This is a genomic window from Kribbella sp. NPDC026596, from assembly GCF_040638415.1.
Lineage (GTDB): Bacteria > Actinomycetota > Actinomycetes > Propionibacteriales > Kribbellaceae > Kribbella.
Window position 1 is genome coordinate 22,614 of sequence record NZ_JBEZYF010000003.1, and the last position, 17,777, is coordinate 40,390.

Sequence of the window (17,777 nt, forward strand, 5' to 3'; positions counted from 1 at the left end):
CCCCGAAGATTACCTGTGCCCGGGGACAACTCAGGCACAATATGCGAACCTCAGCGGTGGACGACCCACTCGCGCTCGGTCAGTACGTCGACCAACTGGTCGACCGATCCCGGTTTCACCGCCAGCTCGACCTCACCGACCGGACGCCCCGGGCTGTGGTCGATCCGCAGGTCCTCGACGTTCGCCCCGGATTCGGCCGCGTCGGCGAACAACCGGGCCAGCTGCCCCGGCCGGTCGGGGATCGTCACCAGAACAGTGACCAGATCAATGTGCGGCGTACCGTGCTTGCCCGGCACCCGGACCGCGCCCGACACCCCCAGCCCGAGGATCGAGGTGAGTTCCTCGGCCGCCTCTTCCTTGCCCAAGGCAACGAGTAGGCGATCGAGCTCACCGCGGATCTGCTCCAGCAGGCCGGTCAGGGCGGTCGAGTTCGCGGACACGATCTGGGTCCACAGCTTCGGGTCGCCGGCCGCGATCCGGGTCACGTCCCGGACGCCCTGGCCGGACAGCTGCAGGTGCGAGCTCGGCGCGTCGGCCAGCGTGCCGGCGGCGAGCGCCGACATCAGGTGCGGCAGGTGCGACACTCGCGCGACACCGAGGTCGTGGTCCTCGACCGACAGCTCGACCGTCCGCGCCCCGGCGGCCTCGGCCAGCCGCCGGACCAGCTCGACCGCCTCGGGTGCGCTCGTCTCGTGCGGGGTGATCGCCCAGGTCGCGCCGTCGAACAGGTCCGCGCGGCCGGCGAGTGGGCCGTTCCGCTCGGAGCCTGCCATCGGGTGGCTGCCGACGTACCGGCTGAGGTCGCCGGTGAGCTTGCGCGCGTCGGCGAGCGGCTTGGACTTCACGCTCGCGGCGTCGGTGACGACCGCGTCGGTCTGCTCGAGCTGCTCGGCGATCACCGCGCCGACATGATCCGGCGGTACGGCGACCACGACGAGCTGCGGCTCGATCTGGACCAGCCGCGACCCCGCGCCGATCCGCTCGGCCATCAGCGCGTTGTCCGGGTCGGCGTCAACAAGCTCGACCACGACTCCCAACCGCGCCAGCGCCAGGCCGATCGACGTACCAATCAGTCCGGTACCGACGATCCGCACCGGGCCACGGAGCTCACTCACTGGGCGCCTGTCAGGTCGGGACGGAGAGCGACGGCGCCGTGGAGGTAGACGTGCTGGATTTTCTCGCGGGACCGCGGGGTCTCGGTGTGCACCATCAGCCGGACCACCCGCGGCAGCGCGTGCGGGACGGCGATCTCCTGCATGCACATCAGCGGTACGTCGGTCAGCCCGATCTGCCGGCCGGCTACGGCCGGAAACTCCGAGTGCAGGTCCGGCGTGACGGTGAACAGGATGCTGATCAGATCCTCGCTCTCCAGATCGTTCGCCTCCAGGACCGCCTTCACCAGCTCCGCGGACCGCTCGAGCAGATGCTCGCGCTCGTCCACGTCGAGCTGGGTGGCACCCCGGATCGCCCGTACCGCCACGTACCCGCCTCCTTAGTCGTCTGCCTCCAACCCTAGGGCAGAGTAGTCAGAGCGTGGACAGCCGTCTCGGATGGTGCCATCGCGTCAGCCGCTCCGGGCCGCCTCGAGCAGCCTCCGGGCCACCGGAAGCAGTCCGGCCTCCCGGACCGGTGCGAGTGGATCCGACAGTTGCCGGCGACGCCGGAACGTTCCCGGCGGCTGACCGTACGCGAGGGAGAAGCGTCGGGAGAAGTGATACGGGTTGCTGTAGCCGCCGTCCGACGCGATCTCCGCGATCGTCGCGTTGGTGCGCAGGAGTGCGATCGCAGCCCGGGCCAACCGGATCAGATCCAGGGCGTACGCCGGTCCGCAGCCGTACCGCTCCCGGAAGAGCCGGTGCAGATGTCCCGCCGACAGGTTCGCCGCGGCGGCCAACTCCGGGACGGAGATGATCCGCGGGCCGCTCCTGGCCCACACCGCCGCGACATGCTCGACCAAGCGCCGGACTGCATCCGGCATCTCCTCGCTCGACTGGCCGGCCGGAGCGCTGACGAAGACCTCCAGCATCGTCGCCACCAACCGGTCGCTGTGTCCCCGGACCGACGAAGACGGGACGCCGGCCAGATCCAGCAGATAGCCGCACAGACCGTCCAGCAGGCCCGGATCGGACCTCGATCGCACCGAGGGCCACCTCGACGGAGCGCCAAGTCCGCCGAGGTCCTCGATCTGGAAGTGCACGTAGGCATGGCGTGACCAGCGATCACAGTCCCAGATATAGGCGTCCCGGTTCCCGCGCCGAGCCAACGCCACCGTGCCCGGGCGAAGGTCCTCCTCCACGGTCGCCTGCCGGACGCCGGCGTCGTCGTACACATCGGTCCGCCACCGCGCCGAACCGTGCAGGACCCAGAGCAGTTCGTAGTTCGGCAGCGTGCGTGGGCCATAGGTTGCCCCGGGCGCGTAGTCCGCGACCTGGACCACGGAGTTCACGCTGATCACCGGCGGTCGCGAAGTCACGAACAGATAGTAATGCGCGAGCCAGCGGCATTGGCCGGGCCTGCCGGGCTCTGAGACCGTGAAGCCGGTCAACGCCGCCAAAGCCGGATGGAGCATCAGATGCAGTCTGTCGCCGCCGTACCCAGCTTCGCCGAGGTCACCGACGAGTTGGTCGGGTCGTTCCGGCGGGACGGCTTCGTCGTCCTGGATCAGGCCTTGTCGGCCGACCAGGTCACCGCGCTCCATGCCGCGGCCGAGGCCCTGTGCCGCAGTGACCTCGGCGTCATCGACGGCGGTCCGGCCGCCGAGCCGACCGAGGACGTCCTGCGCCAGTACCTGTGCATCCACCAGCCGCACAAGGTGTCCGACGTGGCGCTCGCGGCGTTGCGGGCACCACGGGTGGTCGCGGCGCTGACCGCGGTGATCGGGCCGAACGTCAAGGCCATGCAGTCGATGCTGTTCATCAAGCCCGAGGGGAAACCGGGCCAGGCGTGGCACCAGGACGAGTTCTTCATCCCGACCAGGGATCGCTCGCTGACCGCGGTGTGGATCGCGCTCGACGATGCCACCGTGGAGAACGGCTGCCTGTGGGTTCTACCGGGCTCCCATCGTCGCGGGGTCATCTATCCCGACCGGGAGCAGGACGATCTCCGCTTCGACTGCACGGTGGAGGCGTTCGACTTCCCGTACACCGACGGCGATGCGGTCCCGGTCGAGGTGCCCGCGGGTTCGGCGGTGATCTTCAACGGCTACCTGCTGCACCGATCACTGCCGAACACCGGCCGGCACGGACTCCGCCGGGCGCTCGCCAGCCACTACATGAGCGCGGAGTCGCTCCTCCCCTGGCAGTCCGTGCCATCCGGAGTCCATGTCGGCAAGCACGACTACCGCGACATCGTGATGGTGGCCGGGACCGATCCGTACGCCTACAAGGGCATCGACGATCTCGCCCGGCCGCACTCCCGCCGGGACAAGGACGGCGGGTGCGACCGCTGACTCACCCCGCCTGAGCCTCGGCGGCGTCGACGGCCTGCTCCAGCAGCAGGGCGATCGTCATCGGCCCGACACCGCCCGGAACCGGCGTGATCAGGCGGGCGACCTGGGCCGCCTCCTCGAAGTGGACGTCACCGACGTTGCCCTCGTTGTACCCGGCGTCGACCACGACCGCGCCCGGCTTGAGCCAGTCGCCGCGGACGAAGTTCGGCTTGCCGACCGCGGCGATCACGATGTCCGCGGTGCGGACGATGTCCGGCAGGTCCGTGGTCCGCGAGTGCGTGTAGGTGACGGTCGCATTCGATGCCAGCAGCAACATCCCGACCGGCTTGCCGAGGATCGGGCTGCGGCCGATGACGACCGCGTGTGCTCCGGCGATCGGTACGTCGTACGCCTCGAGCAGGCGCATGATCCCGCCGGGCGTCGCGGACCGGAACCCGGGATCGCCGAACGCCATCGCGGCGAACGACCGCATCGTCACGCCGTCGACGTCCTTGCCCGGGTCGATCGCCTCGAACGCGGCCCGCTCGTCGATCTGTGCCGGCACCGGGTGCTGCAGCAGGATCCCGTGCACCTCGGGGTCCTGGGACAGCTTGGTCACCTCGGCGACCAACTCCTCGGTCGTCGTCTCCGCGGGCAGTACGACGCTCCGCGACGCGATCCCGGCCTTCTTCGACCGGTTCTGCTTCATCCGCACGTACGTCGCCGACGCGGCGTCGTCCCCCACCAGTACGGTCGCCAGACACGGCTGCACGCCCGTCCGCTCCCGCAGTTCGCGGGCTCGCTCGGCCGCCTTCGCCACCATCTCGGCGGCGAGGTGGGTCCCGATCATCAGTTCAGCGGTCATGGCGCGCTCCTTCGGGCGTCGACTACAGGTCAGATGCCCAGGCGCGCGGCGCAGCCGGATCTCCGGCAGACCGTTCCCCGGTGGTCTTCCACCTCAACGCCAGTCGCGGTCCATCGCTCAGGATACCGAGTCGGTCACCCGGCTGATGAAGGTGTCGGCAACGCCGTCGCCGATGCGTGGGTGGGTCTTGGAGTGCGGGAGCCGGATGTCACGGATCTCCTCGGCCTGCGTGACCAGGTGGTTGATCTGGTCCCGGCCGGTGGCGACGTCCGAGCTGTTGCCTTCGGCGCCGGCTTCGAGGACGCGAAGGGCCTGGCGCAGCGCCTGACCCCAGTAGAAGGCCGCGTCGAGCCAGGCATCCGCCTCGTCGGCGAACGCCGGGTCGATCACGCCCTGGCGAATCTGACCCGGAGCGTTCTCGATCGCTTCGAGGTACGGCTCGAGGTCCGCGATCGCGCCGGCCAGGTCACCCGCATCCCAGGTCCGCCAGAACGCGGCGGTCTTCGCGGTCAGCGCCGGGGCGTTCGCGAGATGAAGCTTCCCGTCGTAGGTGGTGAGGTCGGCGAAGATCTCGAGCGCCGCGATCGTCTCGGCGTCTCCCCCGGCCGTTTCCGCGATCGCGCGGTGCCAGGACGCCTGCTCGTCGTACGTCGCCGGGTTCCAGCCGAACTCCGCGAACGAGTAGAGGGCGAGCTTGCTGGCCCCGGCCTGGTTCATCGGGTTCGAGATCACGCCGACGACGTGGTCCGCGAGGCCCGGCTCGCGGCCGCTGTACGCCGCGAGCAGGATCCGCCCGGCCGCGTAATCGTTGACCGGGTAGTTGTCCCAGATCAGGATGTCGTGCCCGAACACCGCCTTCGCCTCAGCCGCCTGGGCGCTGGTGATCGCCTCCGGTACGACGCCGATACCGGTCCAGTGCACGACCACCGCACCGTCCATCTGCTCTCGCAGCGCCTGCTTGTACGGCGTCTCGTCGACGTTGTAGTACTCGGTCGGGACCATCTGCAGCGGCGCGAGGTCCGCCTTGGTCTCGACCCACTCGCGCTGGATCCGGTTCAGCAGCTCGCTCTGCGCGAGCCCTGCCCCACCGCCGCCGGGGGCGTACCTCTCCTCGTCGTCGGCGCTGTGCCATGTCTCGTACTCGATGTCGTCCAGGGCCACGTTGAACGCCCGCGCACCCAGCGCGTACAGCGCCTCGAACTTCGCGATCAACGCCCGGAAGTCGGCGTCGTCGGTGTAGCGCATCGACAGGCCCGGCGAGAGCGCGAAGGTGAAGTCGACCTTGTTCCGCCGGGCGCGATCGATCAGCTCGCCGAGCTCGGCCAGCTTGTCCGCCGGGTACGGGTCGCGCCACTGCTCGCGGTGGTACGGGTCGTCCTTCGGGGCGTACTCGTAGGTGTTCATCCGGTGCGCGCCGAGGTAGTCCAGGTGATCGAGCCGGTCCGCGTGCGACCACGGCGTACCGTAGAAGCCTTCGATCGACCCGCGGTACCGCATCGTCGGCCAGTCGCGGATCTCGACGCCGTCCACATGGTTGCCCTGGACAAGCTGTGCGAAGGTCTGCGCGGCGTAGTAGATGCCGCGGGCATCGACCCCGTCGAGCACGACCTGCTGAGCGCCGACGGCCACGACGTACCCCTCGGCCGGCAGCAAACCGGCCGGCGCGACACCGAGCTGCTCGAGCGTGCTCGCGCTCCCGCCGAGCCAGACAGTCACCTCCGCCGGCCCGTCGGAGATGGTGCGTACGCCGGCCTTCGTGAGCGTTTCGCGGACGACGCGCTCGGCGTCGGCATCGGTGGCCGGGCCGTGCACCAGCGCGACGGTGTCACCGAGATCGAACCCGTCATCGCGGCGGGTGGTCTGCTGAGGCTCAGGTGTCATGACTGCTCCTAGAGAAGCCCTGCATGATCGAGGGCGAGATAGGCCGCGTCGATCCCCGTCATCGCGCCCGGTGTCCGGAGTTCCGCGCGGAAAGCATCCACAGTCAGCTCGACCGGGACGCAGTCCTCGGTCTCGTCCAGTGCCTGCTTCCCGTCCGGACGGCAGCCGCGGGCGATCGCGACGTATTTGCGAGAGGTCGAGGACGCCGACGACCACTGCCAGCCGACCAGGTCGAGCGACTCGCAGGTGTACCCGGTCTCTTCCTCGAGCTCCCGGGCGCCGGCCAGCGCCGGGTCCTCCCCCGGCTCGACCAGTCCGCCGGGCAGGTTCGTGACGATCCGGTCGGGTCCCGCGCGGAACATCCGGATGGTGACGATGCGGCCGTCGGAGGTCAGCGGCAGCACGGTGATGCCCGAGGTGATCCCGTCCGCCGACTTCGGGCCGAACACGTCCCACTCGACCTCGCGCCCGTCCGGCATCCGGTAGCGCCGCAGGTTCACCGTCAGGAACCGGTGAAACCCCGGCTCTTCTCCCAGCAACTCCCACGGCTGCGGGTCACCGGGACGAGACAGCGCAGCCGCCACGGAGTCCGCGGCGGCTGCGCCATCGATCTGCTTGCTCACAGCGGCCGGTTGTCGCCGCCGGGCTCCTCCGGTGGAGCGACGGGTGCGTCGTCATCCGGCGGGGCGACCGGTGCCTCGTCGGCCGCGGCCGTCGTGGTCTCCCCGGCCACCGGGGCGTCCTCGGTCGGCTTGGCCGGCTCGGAGTCCGGGCGGGACTCGGACAGGATGCGCTCGAGGGTCTCCACGGAGATCCGCTTGAACTTGCGCACCTGCGTCCGGGTCCGGTCCAGAACGGCGACCTCGATCTGGTCCGAGGTCAGCTGCCGGACCTCGCCGCTGTCGTGGCCGAGCGCATCCACGGCCAGCCGCAGCGCCCCGGCCAGCGAGATGCCCTCCTTGAAGTGCTCGCCGACATAGTCCGCGACCGTCTCGGCCGGCCCGCCCATCACGGCGTACCCGCGGACGTCCGCGATCGAGCCGTCGTAGGTGAGCCGGTAGATCTGGTCCTCGGCCGCGCTGGCGCCGATCTCGGCGACCAGGATCTCCACCTCGAGCGGCTTCTCACCGCCGGAGGAGAAGATCGCGCCGAGGGTCTGCGCGTACGCGTTGGCCAGCGCCCGGCCGGTGACGTCGCGCCGGTCGTAGGAGTACCCCCGCATGTCGGCCAGCCGGACGCCGGCGATCCGCAGGTTCTCGAACTCGTTGTACCGGCCGACGGCGGCGAACGCCATCCGGTCGTAGATCTCGGCGACCTTGTGCAACGCGGGCGAGCGGTTCTCCGCGACGAACAGGATGCCGTCGGCGTACTGCAGCGCGATCGCGCTGCGGCCCTTGCTGATGCCCTTGCGGGCGAAGTCGGCCCGGTCCCGCATCAACTGCTCGGGCGAGACGTAGAACGGAACGCTCATCGAAGGTGTCGTCCTCTATGTGTCAGTCGATCGGGATCAGGTCAATGACGCCGTGGCGGGGCCGTCGGGACGCCGGTGCCGCGCGGCCCAGGCCGCGTCCACGATCGCGGCGACCTCGTCCTCCGGCAGCCGCTGGTAGCCGTCCGAGGTGACCACACCGACCACCGGGAAGATCCGCCGCAGCATGTCCGGACCGCCGGTCGCCGAGTCGTCGTCGGCGGCGTCGATCAGGGACTGGATCACGGCCGTGACGCAGTCCGTCACGGACGCGTCCTCGTGGTAGAGCTTCTTCAGCGCACCACGGGCGAACACCGACCCCGAGCCGACACTGTGGAAGTGGGTCTCCTCGTACCGCCCGCCGGTCGGGTCGTAGGAGAAGATCCGGCCACCCTTGAGGTCCGGGTCGTAGCCCGCGAACAGCGGCACCACGGCCAGGCCCTGCAACGCCATCGCCAGGTTGCCCCGGATCAGCGCGCTCAGCCGGTTGGCCTTGCCGTCCAGGCTCAGCGTCGCGCCCTCGAGCTTCTCGTAGTGCTCGAGTTCGACCTGGAACAGCCGGACCATCTCGATCCCGAAACCGGCCGTGCCCGCGAACGCGACCGCGGAATACTCGTCGGCGGGGAACACCTTCTCGATGTCACGCTGGGCGATCACGTTGCCCATCGTGGCGCGCCGGTCGCCCGCCATCACGACGCCACCGGGGAAGGTGGCCGCGACGATCGTCGTACCGTGCGGGACCTCGGAGGAAAAGTCGGCCTGCCCCAGGCTGCGCCGTCCGGGCAACAGGTCGGGCGCGTGCCCGGCCAGGAAGTCCATGAACGACGAGCCGCCTGGGGTCAGGAAGGCTTCCGGCAGCCGGCCGGAGGCATCGAAAGTCATCGAGCGGTTCACTCCCCACCCTTTTGCACGAATCCGCGGACGAACTCCTCGGCGTTCTCCTCGAGCACCTCGTCGATCTCGTCGAGGATCGAGTCGACGTCCTCGTCGAGCCGCTCCTTGCGCTCCTGGACGTCTTCCGACGCCTCGACCTGCTCGACCTCTTCCTCGGTCGACGAACGCTTCGGCTGCTTGTGTTGCTGACCGCCGTCCTTCGCCATGGCACACACCTCCTAGAACCGCAGTGGAAGAGACGCCCAACCGACTCTTCCGTTGCTGTACTAGCGACCCTACCCGGCGGCACCCCCAGTGATGGTGCGAACCAGGTCACTCGCGGTGTCGCACTGGTCAAGAAGTGCCCCGACATGCGCTTTCGTGCCGCGCAGCGGGTCCAGGGTCGGGATCCGCTGCAGCGACTCCTTGCCCGGCAGATCGAAGATCACCGAGTCCCAGGAGGCGGCCGCCACCTGCGGCGCGTACTGCTGCATGCAGCGGCCGCGGAAGTATGCCCGGGTGTCGGTCGGCGGGTGCGAGACCGCCATCCGGATCTCCTCGTCGGTGACGAGGCGCAGCATCCGGCCGGCCTTCACCAATTTGTAGTAAAGACCCTTGTCCGGGCGCAGGTCGGCGTACTGCAGATCGACCAGGTGGAGCTTGGAGTCGTCCCAGTCCAGGCCGTCGCGGTCACGGTACGACTGGAGCAGTTTGTACTTCGCGACCCAGTCGAGCTGGTCCGACAGCTTCATCGGGTCGATGGCGAGCTGGTCGAGCACCTGCTCCCAGCGGTGCAGCACGTCCTTGGTCTGCCGGTCCGCGTCGTCGCCGTACTTGTCCTCGACGTACTTGCGGGCCTGCTCCAGGTACTCCGTCTGCAACTGGACCGCGGTCAGCTTGCGACCGTCCTTGAGCGTCATCAGATGCGTGCAGGTCGGGTCGTGGCTGACCTCGTGCAGCGCGGTGACCGGGCGGTCCACGCCCAGGTCGTCGGTCAGCCAGCCGTCCTCGATCATCGCCAGCACGAGCGACGTCGTACCGACCTTCAGGTACGTCGAGATCTCGGAGAGGTTCGCGTCGCCGATGATCACGTGCAGGCGGCGGTAGCGGTCCGGATTCGCGTGCGGCTCGTCACGGGTATTGATGATCGGGCGTTTCAGGGTCGTCTCCAGCCCGACCTCGACCTCGAAGTAGTCGGCCCGCTGGCTGATCTGGAAACCGTGCTGGGTGCCGTCCTGGCCGATGCCGACCCGGCCGGCGCCGGTGACCACCTGACGGCTCACGAAGAACGGCGTCAGGTGCCGCACGATCGACGCGAACGGGGTCGAGCGGCGCATCAGGTAGTTCTCGTGCGAGCCGTACGACGCGCCCTTGTTGTCGGTGTTGTTCTTGTACAGGTTCAGCTGTGGGGCGCCGGGGATCTGGCGGGCCTGCCGGGCGCCTTCCATGATCACCAGCTCGCCGGCCTTGTCCCAGACCACGGCGTCGCGCGGATTCGTCGTCTCCGGCGCGGAATACTCCGGGTGGGCGTGGTCGACGTACAGCCGGGCGCCGTTGGTGAGGATCACGTTCGCCAGGCCGGTCTCCTCGTCGGTGAGCTGGCTGGAATCGGCCACCTCCCGGCTGAGGTCGAAGCCGCGCGCGTCCCGCAGCGGGTGCTCCTCGTCGAAGTCCCACCGGGTCTTGCGCGCGAGCGGCTGCGTCTGGGCGTAGCCGTTCACCACCTGGCTCGAGGTCAGCATCGGGTTCGCCCCGGGCTGGCCTGGAACCGAGATGCCGAACTCGGTCTCGGTCCCCATGATCCGCCGAACACTCATGCGAACGAGCCTACGCGGTACGCGCCACTAAAGGTGTTGCTGTGTCCACAGGGTTACGTGTGAAACTTCCGGCGTGGACGAAATGGTGGCGATCCTGGACGAGGACAACGTGGTTATCGGATCGCAGCCGCGATCGGTCATGCGCCGCGACAACCTGCGACACTCGGCCACCGGAGTGGTCGTCCGGAATCCGGCCGGTGACATCTACGTGCACCGCCGTACGCCGACCAAGGACGTCTACCCGGGCCGGTACGACTTCGCGGCCGGCGGGGTCGTCGCGGCCGGAGAGAACCCGTACGACGCCGTTGTCCGGGAGCTGGCCGAGGAGCTGGGGATCTCCGGTGTAGAGCTGACTGCTCTGCCGGAGGGGGACTACGCCGACGACAACACGACGTACCACGCGTACCTGTATACGTGTGTCTGGGACGGCCCGGTGAAGCACCAGCCGGAAGAGGTCGAGTGGGGCGCCTGGATGTCCCCGGCCGAGCTCGTCGCGCGACTGGACGACCCGTCCTGGTCCTTCATGCCCGACGCGATCGGACTGCTGGGAGCCTGGGTCCGGAGCCTGGTGTGACCATCATCGAGGGCTGGGACAGCCACGCCTGGATCGACGGTCCCTGGATCCACCGCACACCCCGACGCGCTGGGGTCCGTCCCCGGCTGCTGGCCGAGGCCACGCTGCTCCCCTGGCTCGCTCCACAGCTCCCACTGCCCGTCCCCGTCCCCGAGCCGACAGAGGACGGCGTACGGCATCTGATGCTGCCTGGTTCCCCTCTGCAGGACGGCGCTACGGCGATGGGCCGCGAGCTCGGCGCTTTCATCAAGGCTCTGCACGCCGTGGACCCGGCCGACGCGGTTGCGCACGGCGCCCTGGATGCGGCGACCGCCGACCAGGAGAAGACGGCCTTTCTCGAGGAGTGCCGTGCTCAGGTGGTGCCGCTACTGCCGGCCGAGGTACGGACCAAGGCCAACGAGCTGCTGGACCGGGTCGCATGCGTGCGAACTGCGCTGATCCACTGCGACCTCGGTCCCGACCACATCCTGGTGACGCAAGGCCGGATCACCGGGATCATCGACTGGACGGACGCAGTGATCGGCGACCCGGCGCTCGACCTGGCGTGGGCGCTCATCGACGCTCCGCCCGCCATCGCCAAGGGTGTGGCGGAGGCCTACGAACCGACCCCTGAGCTGCGCGAACGCGCCCTCGACTGGTGCAGACTGGCCCCCTGGTACGGCGTCCACCGCGGCCTGCTGCTGGACATCCCCGACGACGTAGAACGCGGACTGAGCGACATTCCGGCCAGGCTCTGAGCTCCGTCAGCGATAGTTGCGGCGACCCAGGGCGCGGGCGAGGTTGATCATGACCAGGCCGGCCCACCCGATGACGACGCCGAACGGCCCGATCATGCCCGCGGCGATCGCGGTGATCGGGATGGCGGCGACGACCGAGATGATCGCGAGCGCCAGGCCACCCGGGTCCTGTTCACGGCTCGGATGCCGCGGACGGGCCGGCTCCGGCAGTCCGGCCCGGCGCTGGACGTCCCGCGCGTCGAGCTTCTCCAGGAAGCTGTCGATGATCTCAGCCTCGTACTCCGGCCCCAGCTCCTGCCGCGCGGCCACCGCCGCCCGCAGGTCCTTCCGCACCTCATCCGTCGCCATATCAGCAAGCTAAGCCCGCCCCCACGCCCCAGTAATCAGGGGAAACCCCGGTCACACCCTTCAGGTGGACCTGAGTCCACTTGCGCGGTGTGCGATCGCGGCGGCCTCGATCCGGTTGGCCACGCCGAGCTTCTGCAGGATGTGCGACACATGGACGCCGACCGTCCGGACGCTGATCACCAGCGCCGCCGCGATCTCACGGTCGGTACAGCCGCGGGCCAGGAGTAGCAACACCTCGGCCTCGCGTGGGGTGAGGCCGAGATCAAGACCCTCGGCGGGTTCAGCCTCGGCAGGCGGCGTCGAGAGCCGCAGGTGGGCGACTTCGGCGAGCAGCTCGAGCTCTCGCCGCAGCGGCTCCGCACCGATCCGGACCGCAACGTCGTACGCTGCACGGGCCGGAGTGCTCGCCTCCGTCCGGGATGCACCGGCCATGACCAAGGCCTCGGCCTGGCGCCAGTGGCTGTAGGCAGCGAGCGGTGCACGGTCCAGCTCTTCGCAGAGGTCTGCGGCGTCGGCCCACAGCTCAGGACTGGCGCGGCCCCGGGCGCGCTCGTACTCGGCCTCGGCCAGCGCCAGCCAGGCATTGCTGGTCGGCGTCACCAATGCGGCGTTCTTAGCGGCGCGACGGGCGACTGCGATCAGTTGGTCCGCGCGGTCGAGCGCGTGCCGCTCGGCGTCGGCGCCACGTCGGGTCCTGGCCAACGCGGCAAGCTCTGCCTGCGCCCGCAGTCCTTTGGCACAGAACCACACGCGAAGCTGGGGGCCCTCGATCGAGCCCACCCCTTCCAGTGCGGCGCTCACGTGGTCCGCGGCAGCGGCCCACCGTCGCTCCCACACCGCGAGTTCGGCCAAGTACACGTCATAGATGCCCAGCCCGCGGTCCGGACGGAGTGTCTCGAGCGCGGCGTCGAGGTGCTCCCGGGCGGACTCGAAGTCGCCCCTGCCGACCTCGAGATCGGCTCGGAGCATCAGCAGCATGTACGGGTAGCTCGCCGCCATCGACCGCAACGTGGCGGTGCTCAGTGCGTCAGCCTCGTCCCACTCACCCAGGGCGAACAGCGCCTCGATCAGATTCGAGACGAGTACGGCGCTGTCGACGCCGTACCGGTGGATCGCCTCCAGGCCTTGCCGGCCGACCTGGACGGTCTCCCGTAGCCGACCCAGCATCATCAGGGCATCGGTCAGATTGACGTACACCCGCTCCAGCCCGATCCGGTCGCCGATCTCCTCGGCCAGTCGCAGCGCCTCGCCGAGATCGGCCAGGCCCGCCTCAGCCCTGCCCAGATAGACGAGGTCGGCACCACGGACGGTCAGGGCTCGAACCATAGCCTCGCCGGCACTGGCAGCACGGGCGAGCGCCAATGCCTGCTCTGCCAGCGCTGCGGACTCGGTATGGCGCCAGGCGACCATCAGGCCGCCGGCGAGCGAGGCGAGCACGTACGCCCGATCCGCCAACGGCTCGGGCGGCACGAGTTCGACCGCCCGCTCCAGCGCGGCGAGTCCGGACCCGTCACTGCCGATCTGGTGGAGGTATTCACCCAGGTCCACCTGCAGCAGCGCCGCACGCCGCCGATCGCGGACTCCGACCAGGTCGATCGCGCGCCGGGCGAGCTCGACCGCCCTCGGCGCTTCGCCGGTCTCGCTGGCGAGCTGGGCGGCCCAGGAGAAGATGCTCCCCAGATCGGCTCCGGCAAGCTCGGACGCGTTCGCAACCGCCGGCCACAGCGAGATCGCCCGCTCCAGTTGAGCCAGAGCCTCGGCGAGACCAGCGACGGCCACGGCCTCGCGGGCAGCGGCGACCGACGCCGCCAGGGCCTCCGCATTGCGCCCCGCGGCGGCCCAGTGCGGCGCCAACTCGGCAGGCCCTGCTGCTGCACTGCGTGCGAGCTCAGCTGCGAGGTGTTCGTGGATCTCCTCGCGCTCGCCGGGCAGCAGGGTCGCGTACACCGCCTCCGCCAGCAGTGCATGCCGGAATCGGAAGCTGCTGGTAGTCGGCTCGGCGACCAGTACGCCGTACTCGACCGCCTGCCGCAGTGCTGCGCGGACGTCTTGCTCCGGCATCACCGCGACCGCTCGCAGTAGCGAGTATCCGACCTCCCGGCCGGCGGCCGAGGCAATCCGGATCACTATCCGGGCCTGCTGATCGAGCCGATTGACCCGTTGCAGCAGGAGTTCACGCAACCCGCGCGGCAAACCGTCGTCGCCGGCCGCGGCGATCAGTTCCTGCGCGAAGAACGGGTTGCCCTCGGACCGGTCCACGATCGCATCGGCCTCGGCGGCCGTCCGTGGCCGAACGTCGTACGCCGCGACCAGTGCGACCAGGTCCTCGCGGTCGAGCGGCCCGAGGTCCACGAGCAGCGCCGATCCAGAACGCCGTACTCCGTTGGCGAGCCGGAGCATGCGCTCGGCCGACGACGGCTCGTCCGCCCGGTACGTCGCGACCAGCAGCGCCGGCCGGTCGTGGAGGTACTGCGCGAGGTACACGACGAGATCCAGCGTGGACAGGTCCGCCCAGTGCAGGTCTTCGAGGACGAGCAGCACCGGCGCGGTCTCCGCCCGGCCCGTGAGCAAAGCCAGGGTGTTCTCGAACACCCGGAACTGCTGGCCGTCCGCCCGTGGGAGGTCGCCGACCGGGCGCAGAGCCTGCGCGAACGGCTGGTACGGCAACTCCGTGCCGACCAGGTCGATCGAACGGCCCAGCAGAACCTCGAACCCGGCCTCACGGGCGCGGGCGGACAGTTCGGACGTCAGCCGGGTCTTCCCGATGCCGGCTTCTCCCGCGATCAGTACGCTCCCGCCACGGCCGGCCCGGGCGGCGTCCAGCACGCCTTCGAGCGCCTCGAGTTCACGGGCGCGCCCGACGAATACGTCGCTCGCGCGAGCCTTCATCTGGTCAGTATCACGCTCCTGTCTCCGGCACGGAACGTGTTCGTACGCACCCCGTTCGCCTCCGGCTACGTATCTCGCCCCTTCGGGATACGTAGCCCGTTCCCGATGCCGGCCGTGGCGCCGCGCGGTGACGATCGAGTCGACCGACCGAGCCGAGGAGGGGCCATGACAGCAGTCATCGAGCAGCCGACGATCCACACCGTGCGGGGCGGTGGCGGTCTGCGCCTGCAAGTGCGCGAATGGGGCCGGATGGACGGGCCACCGATCGTGTTCGTCCACGGCCTGTCACAGAGCCATCTGTGCTGGTGGAAGCAGTACGAGAGCTCGCTGGCCGCAGAGTTGCGGCTCGTCGCGTTCGACCTGCGTGGCCATGGCATGTCGGAAGCACCCCTGGAGCCGGAGCACTACACCGACGCCGGTCTGTGGGCCGACGACCTCGCCGCGGTCATCAAACAGTTGCACCTCGACCGGCCGGTAGTGGTCGGTTGGTCGTACGGCGCATTCGTCATCTGCGACTACCTGCGGGCGTACGGCGATGACCGGATCGGCGGGATCGACTTCGTCGGCGGCACGGTTCGGCTCGGTCCGGCGGCGTTCGGCACACTGATCGGACCTGGCTTCCTGGACAACTTCCCCGATCTGATCGCCGACGATCTGCCGGCCAACATCCGCGGCGCACGCGGTCTGATCAAGGCCTTCCCGGCCACCCCGTTCGCAGCCGACGACCTGGAGTTGCTGCTGGCCGCGAGCATGACTGTCCCGGCACGGATCCGGGCCAACCTGGCGGCTCGCGAGATCGACGAGGACGACGTACTGCGGACCCTTACGGTGCCGCTGCTGGTCACCCACGGCCGGGCCGACACAGTGGTGCTCCCCGCGATGGCCGAGCACGTGCTGGCGATCTGCCCGACCGCCGAGGCCGCCTGGTACGACGGAGTCGGCCACACCGTGCACCTGGAGCAACCCGGCCACTTCAACCGTGAACTGGCCGAGCTGAGCCGCCGGGTCGCCGGATAGCTCGTGGAACGCCGAACGGCCGCCGGTCAGCCAAGAGCTGACGCGGCGGCCGTTGGCCGGACTTCGTTACAGGTACTGACCCGTGTTCGTGGCCGTGTCGATGGAGCGGCCGGGCTCGGTGCCTTGCTTGCCGGAGATGAGGGTACGGATGTAGACGATCCGTTCGCCCTTCTTTCCGGAGATGCGGGCCCAGTCGTCCGGGTTGGTGGTGTTCGGGAGGTCTTCGTTCTCCTTGAACTCGTCCACGCACGCCTGCAGCAGGTGCTGCACCCGCAGACCCTTCTGGTTCTCGTCCAGGTAGGCCTTGATCGCCATCTTCTTGGCCCGGTCGACGATGTTCTGGATCATCGCGCCCGAGTTGAAGTCCTTGAAGTACAGGACTTCCTTGTCGCCGTTGGCGTAGGTGACCTCGAGGAACCGGTTCTCGTCGGCCTCGGTGTACATCCGCTCGACCGTGCGCTGGATCATCCCGTTCACGCACTCGGCCTTGTCGCCACCGAACTCACTCAGGTCATCGGTGTGCAGCGGCAGGGTGGTGGTCAGGTACTTCGAGAAGATGTCCCGGGCCGCCTCGGCGTCGGGCCGCTCGATCTTGATCTTCACGTCCAGCCGGCCGGGTCGCAGGATCGCCGGGTCGATCATGTCCTCACGGTTCGAGGCACCGATGACCAGGACGTTCTCGAGTCCCTCGACACCGTCGATCTCGCTCAGCAGCTGCGGGACGATGGTGTTCTCCACATCGGAGGAGACACCGCTTCCGCGCGTACGGAACAGCGAGTCCATCTCGTCGAAGAACACGATCACCGGCATGCCCTCGGATGCCTTCTCGCGAGCGCGCTGGAAGACCAGGCGGATGTGCCGCTCGGTCTCGCCGACGTACTTGTTCAGCAGTTCGGGACCCTTGATGTTCAGGAAGAACGACTTCTGTCCGTCGACCCCGGTCCGCTCGGCGACCTTCTTGGCCAGCGAGTTGGCCACCGCCTTCGCGATCAGCGTCTTGCCACAGCCCGGCGGGCCGTACAGCAGGACGCCCTTCGGCGGCTTGAGCTCGTGCTCGAGGAACAGGTCCTTGTGCAGGTACGGCAGCTCGACCGCGTCCCGGATCTGCTCGATCTGGCCGGACAGGCCACCGATCTGGGTGTAGTCGATGTCCGGCACCTCTTCGAGGATCAGCTCCTCGACCTCGGACTTCGGGATCTTCTCGTAGACGTATCCGGAGCGCGCCTCCAGCAACAGCGAGTCACCGGCCCGCAGAGGGATGTCGAGCAGCGGCGAGGCGAGCCGGACGACCCGTTCCTCGTCGGCCTGCGCGATCACCAGCGCCCGCTCGCCGTCGGCGAGCAGCTCCTTCAGCATCACCACGTCGCCGACGACCTCGAAATCGCAGGCCTCGACCACGTTGAGCGCCTCGTTCAGCATCAGCTCCTGGCCGAGCTTGAGCGCGTCCAGGTCGACCGAGGGACTGGCCGCCACCCGGAGCTTGCGGCCCCCGGTGAACACGTCCAGCGTGTCGTCTTCGTTCCGTCCGAGGAAGGTGCCGAATCCGGACGGCGGTTGGGCCAGGCGGTCGACTTCCTCCTTCAGGGCGATGATCTTCTCTCGCGCCTCCCGCAGCGTGTCGGCCAGCCGCTCGTTCTGAGCGGTGACACTCGCCAAGGAGGCCTGGGTTTCGGACAGTCTGCTCTCGAGCGACCGGCTGTCAGCCGGGTGCTCGAGCAGCCGACGTCGCAACGCCGCGACTTCGGCTTCCAGGTACCGGACCTGGTTACGCAGCTCTGCCGCGGTAGGACTCTCGTCTCCAGCCACGATCATCACCTCACCATGTGGGGCTCGACCCTATGGACCTTACCCAGAAAACCTCACCGAGCAAGCTGAATCCCA

Annotated in this window: 17 protein-coding genes and 1 riboswitch; of the genes, 4 read left to right on the plus strand and 13 right to left on the minus strand. The window is 69.0% G+C overall.

What is annotated here, in order from left to right; all coding sequences use genetic code 11:
• Window positions 1-50: 50 nt before the first annotated feature.
• From AB0E63_RS02925 to AB0E63_RS02935, 3 genes are all read right to left on the minus strand, one after another.
• The gene (locus tag AB0E63_RS02925; RefSeq protein ID WP_360360377.1) at window positions 51-1,115 is read right to left on the minus strand and encodes a prephenate dehydrogenase; all 1,065 of its coding nucleotides are present in this window, start codon (window positions 1,113-1,115) and stop codon (window positions 51-53) included.
• Window positions 1,112-1,480 carry a chorismate mutase gene (gene aroH / locus AB0E63_RS02930; RefSeq protein ID WP_360360380.1) on the minus strand — a complete coding sequence of 123 codons (369 nt, stop codon included), beginning with the start codon at window positions 1,478-1,480 and terminating at the stop codon, window positions 1,112-1,114. Before aroH ends, AB0E63_RS02925 begins: the two co-directional genes overlap by 4 nt.
• Before the next feature lie 84 nt (window positions 1,481-1,564).
• Window positions 1,565-2,473: a helix-turn-helix domain-containing protein gene (locus AB0E63_RS02935; protein ID WP_360360382.1), complete on the minus strand. Its 909-nt coding sequence runs from the start codon at window positions 2,471-2,473 to the stop codon at window positions 1,565-1,567.
• 99 nt (window positions 2,474-2,572) lie between these two features.
• On the opposite strand from AB0E63_RS02935, the gene AB0E63_RS02940 reads away from it, so the two are divergent.
• Window positions 2,573-3,448: a phytanoyl-CoA dioxygenase family protein gene (locus tag AB0E63_RS02940; protein ID WP_360360384.1), complete on the plus strand. Its 876-nt coding sequence runs from the start codon at window positions 2,573-2,575 to the stop codon at window positions 3,446-3,448.
• 1 nt (window position 3,449) lies between these two features.
• Here AB0E63_RS02940 and AB0E63_RS02945 read toward each other — a convergent pair whose 3' ends face one another.
• The 7 genes from AB0E63_RS02945 to dop form a co-directional block, all read right to left on the minus strand.
• Window positions 3,450-4,292 (minus strand): tetrahydrofolate dehydrogenase/cyclohydrolase catalytic domain-containing protein, encoded by an 843-nt coding sequence (locus tag AB0E63_RS02945; RefSeq protein WP_360360387.1) that lies wholly within the window; start codon window positions 4,290-4,292, stop codon window positions 3,450-3,452.
• A gap of 28 nt (window positions 4,293-4,320) precedes the next feature.
• A riboswitch (ZMP/ZTP riboswitch) is annotated at window positions 4,321-4,409 on the minus strand.
• The gene (locus tag AB0E63_RS02950) at window positions 4,410-6,173 is read right to left on the minus strand and encodes a beta-N-acetylglucosaminidase domain-containing protein (protein ID WP_360360390.1); all 1,764 of its coding nucleotides are present in this window, start codon (window positions 6,171-6,173) and stop codon (window positions 4,410-4,412) included.
• Window positions 6,174-6,181: 8 nt separating this feature from the next.
• Window positions 6,182-6,796 carry an NUDIX hydrolase gene (locus AB0E63_RS02955; protein WP_360360393.1) on the minus strand — a complete coding sequence of 205 codons (615 nt, stop codon included), beginning with the start codon at window positions 6,794-6,796 and terminating at the stop codon, window positions 6,182-6,184.
• Entirely contained in the window at window positions 6,793-7,644 is an 852-nt protein-coding gene (prcA, locus tag AB0E63_RS02960) for a proteasome subunit alpha (protein WP_360360396.1), read from the minus strand. The genes AB0E63_RS02955 and prcA overlap by 4 nt, the downstream gene beginning before the upstream one ends.
• 36 nt (window positions 7,645-7,680) lie before the next feature.
• On the minus strand, window positions 7,681-8,523 hold the full coding sequence (gene prcB / locus AB0E63_RS02965; protein ID WP_360360399.1) for a proteasome subunit beta: 843 nt from the start codon (window positions 8,521-8,523) through the stop codon (window positions 7,681-7,683).
• An 8-nt stretch (window positions 8,524-8,531) separates the two neighbouring features.
• Window positions 8,532-8,741, minus strand: a complete 210-nt coding sequence (locus AB0E63_RS02970) for a ubiquitin-like protein Pup (protein WP_130448384.1) — start codon at window positions 8,739-8,741, stop codon at window positions 8,532-8,534.
• Between the two features lie 69 nt (window positions 8,742-8,810).
• Window positions 8,811-10,331 (minus strand): depupylase/deamidase Dop, encoded by a 1,521-nt coding sequence (dop, locus tag AB0E63_RS02975; protein WP_360360401.1) that lies wholly within the window; start codon window positions 10,329-10,331, stop codon window positions 8,811-8,813.
• Between the two features lie 82 nt (window positions 10,332-10,413).
• Here dop and AB0E63_RS02980 point away from each other — a divergent pair, with 82 nt between their 5' ends.
• The gene (locus tag AB0E63_RS02980) at window positions 10,414-10,905 is read left to right on the plus strand and encodes an NUDIX domain-containing protein (RefSeq protein ID WP_360360981.1); all 492 of its coding nucleotides are present in this window, start codon (window positions 10,414-10,416) and stop codon (window positions 10,903-10,905) included.
• Window positions 10,902-11,642 (plus strand): phosphotransferase, encoded by a 741-nt coding sequence (locus AB0E63_RS02985; RefSeq protein ID WP_360360404.1) that lies wholly within the window; start codon window positions 10,902-10,904, stop codon window positions 11,640-11,642. The genes AB0E63_RS02980 and AB0E63_RS02985 overlap by 4 nt, the downstream gene beginning before the upstream one ends.
• A gap of 6 nt (window positions 11,643-11,648) precedes the next feature.
• Here AB0E63_RS02985 and AB0E63_RS02990 read toward each other — a convergent pair whose 3' ends face one another.
• Both AB0E63_RS02990 and AB0E63_RS02995 read right to left on the minus strand, forming a co-directional pair.
• Window positions 11,649-11,990, minus strand: coding sequence for a hypothetical protein (locus AB0E63_RS02990; protein ID WP_360360407.1), 342 nt, complete (start codon window positions 11,988-11,990; stop codon window positions 11,649-11,651).
• Window positions 11,991-12,050: 60 nt separating this feature from the next.
• On the minus strand, window positions 12,051-14,879 hold the full coding sequence (locus AB0E63_RS02995; protein WP_360360410.1) for an AAA family ATPase: 2,829 nt from the start codon (window positions 14,877-14,879) through the stop codon (window positions 12,051-12,053).
• A gap of 165 nt (window positions 14,880-15,044) precedes the next feature.
• Here AB0E63_RS02995 and AB0E63_RS03000 point away from each other — a divergent pair, with 165 nt between their 5' ends.
• Complete coding sequence (locus tag AB0E63_RS03000; RefSeq protein ID WP_360360413.1) at window positions 15,045-15,896, plus strand: alpha/beta hydrolase; 852 nt, start codon at window positions 15,045-15,047, stop codon at window positions 15,894-15,896.
• Between the two features lie 66 nt (window positions 15,897-15,962).
• Here AB0E63_RS03000 and arc read toward each other — a convergent pair whose 3' ends face one another.
• Window positions 15,963-17,708, minus strand: coding sequence for a proteasome ATPase (arc, locus tag AB0E63_RS03005; protein WP_360360416.1), 1,746 nt, complete (start codon window positions 17,706-17,708; stop codon window positions 15,963-15,965).
• Window positions 17,709-17,777: the final 69 nt, after the last annotated feature.

Excerpts from the sequence above, each read along its gene's own strand:
- dop (WP_360360401.1), bottom strand. The coding sequence starts at position 10,331 with ATGAGTGTTCGGCGGATCATGGGGACCGAGACCGAGTTCGGCATCTCG.
- AB0E63_RS02945 (WP_360360387.1), bottom strand. The coding sequence starts at position 4,292 with ATGACCGCTGAACTGATGATCGGGACCCACCTCGCCGCCGAGATGGTG.
- AB0E63_RS02940 (WP_360360384.1), top strand. The coding sequence starts at position 2,573 with ATGCAGTCTGTCGCCGCCGTACCCAGCTTCGCCGAGGTCACCGACGAG.
- AB0E63_RS02980 (WP_360360981.1), top strand. The coding sequence starts at position 10,414 with ATGGTGGCGATCCTGGACGAGGACAACGTGGTTATCGGATCGCAGCCG.
- prcA (WP_360360396.1), bottom strand. The coding sequence starts at position 7,644 with ATGAGCGTTCCGTTCTACGTCTCGCCCGAGCAGTTGATGCGGGACCGG.
- AB0E63_RS02990 (WP_360360407.1), bottom strand. The coding sequence starts at position 11,990 with ATGGCGACGGATGAGGTGCGGAAGGACCTGCGGGCGGCGGTGGCCGCG.
- AB0E63_RS02995 (WP_360360410.1), bottom strand. The coding sequence starts at position 14,879 with ATGAAGGCTCGCGCGAGCGACGTATTCGTCGGGCGCGCCCGTGAACTC.
- arc (WP_360360416.1), bottom strand. The coding sequence starts at position 17,708 with ATGATCGTGGCTGGAGACGAGAGTCCTACCGCGGCAGAGCTGCGTAAC.
- prcB (WP_360360399.1), bottom strand. The coding sequence starts at position 8,523 with ATGACTTTCGATGCCTCCGGCCGGCTGCCGGAAGCCTTCCTGACCCCA.
- AB0E63_RS02950 (WP_360360390.1), bottom strand. The coding sequence starts at position 6,173 with ATGACACCTGAGCCTCAGCAGACCACCCGCCGCGATGACGGGTTCGAT.
- AB0E63_RS03000 (WP_360360413.1), top strand. The coding sequence starts at position 15,045 with ATGACAGCAGTCATCGAGCAGCCGACGATCCACACCGTGCGGGGCGGT.
- AB0E63_RS02970 (WP_130448384.1), bottom strand. The coding sequence starts at position 8,741 with ATGGCGAAGGACGGCGGTCAGCAACACAAGCAGCCGAAGCGTTCGTCG.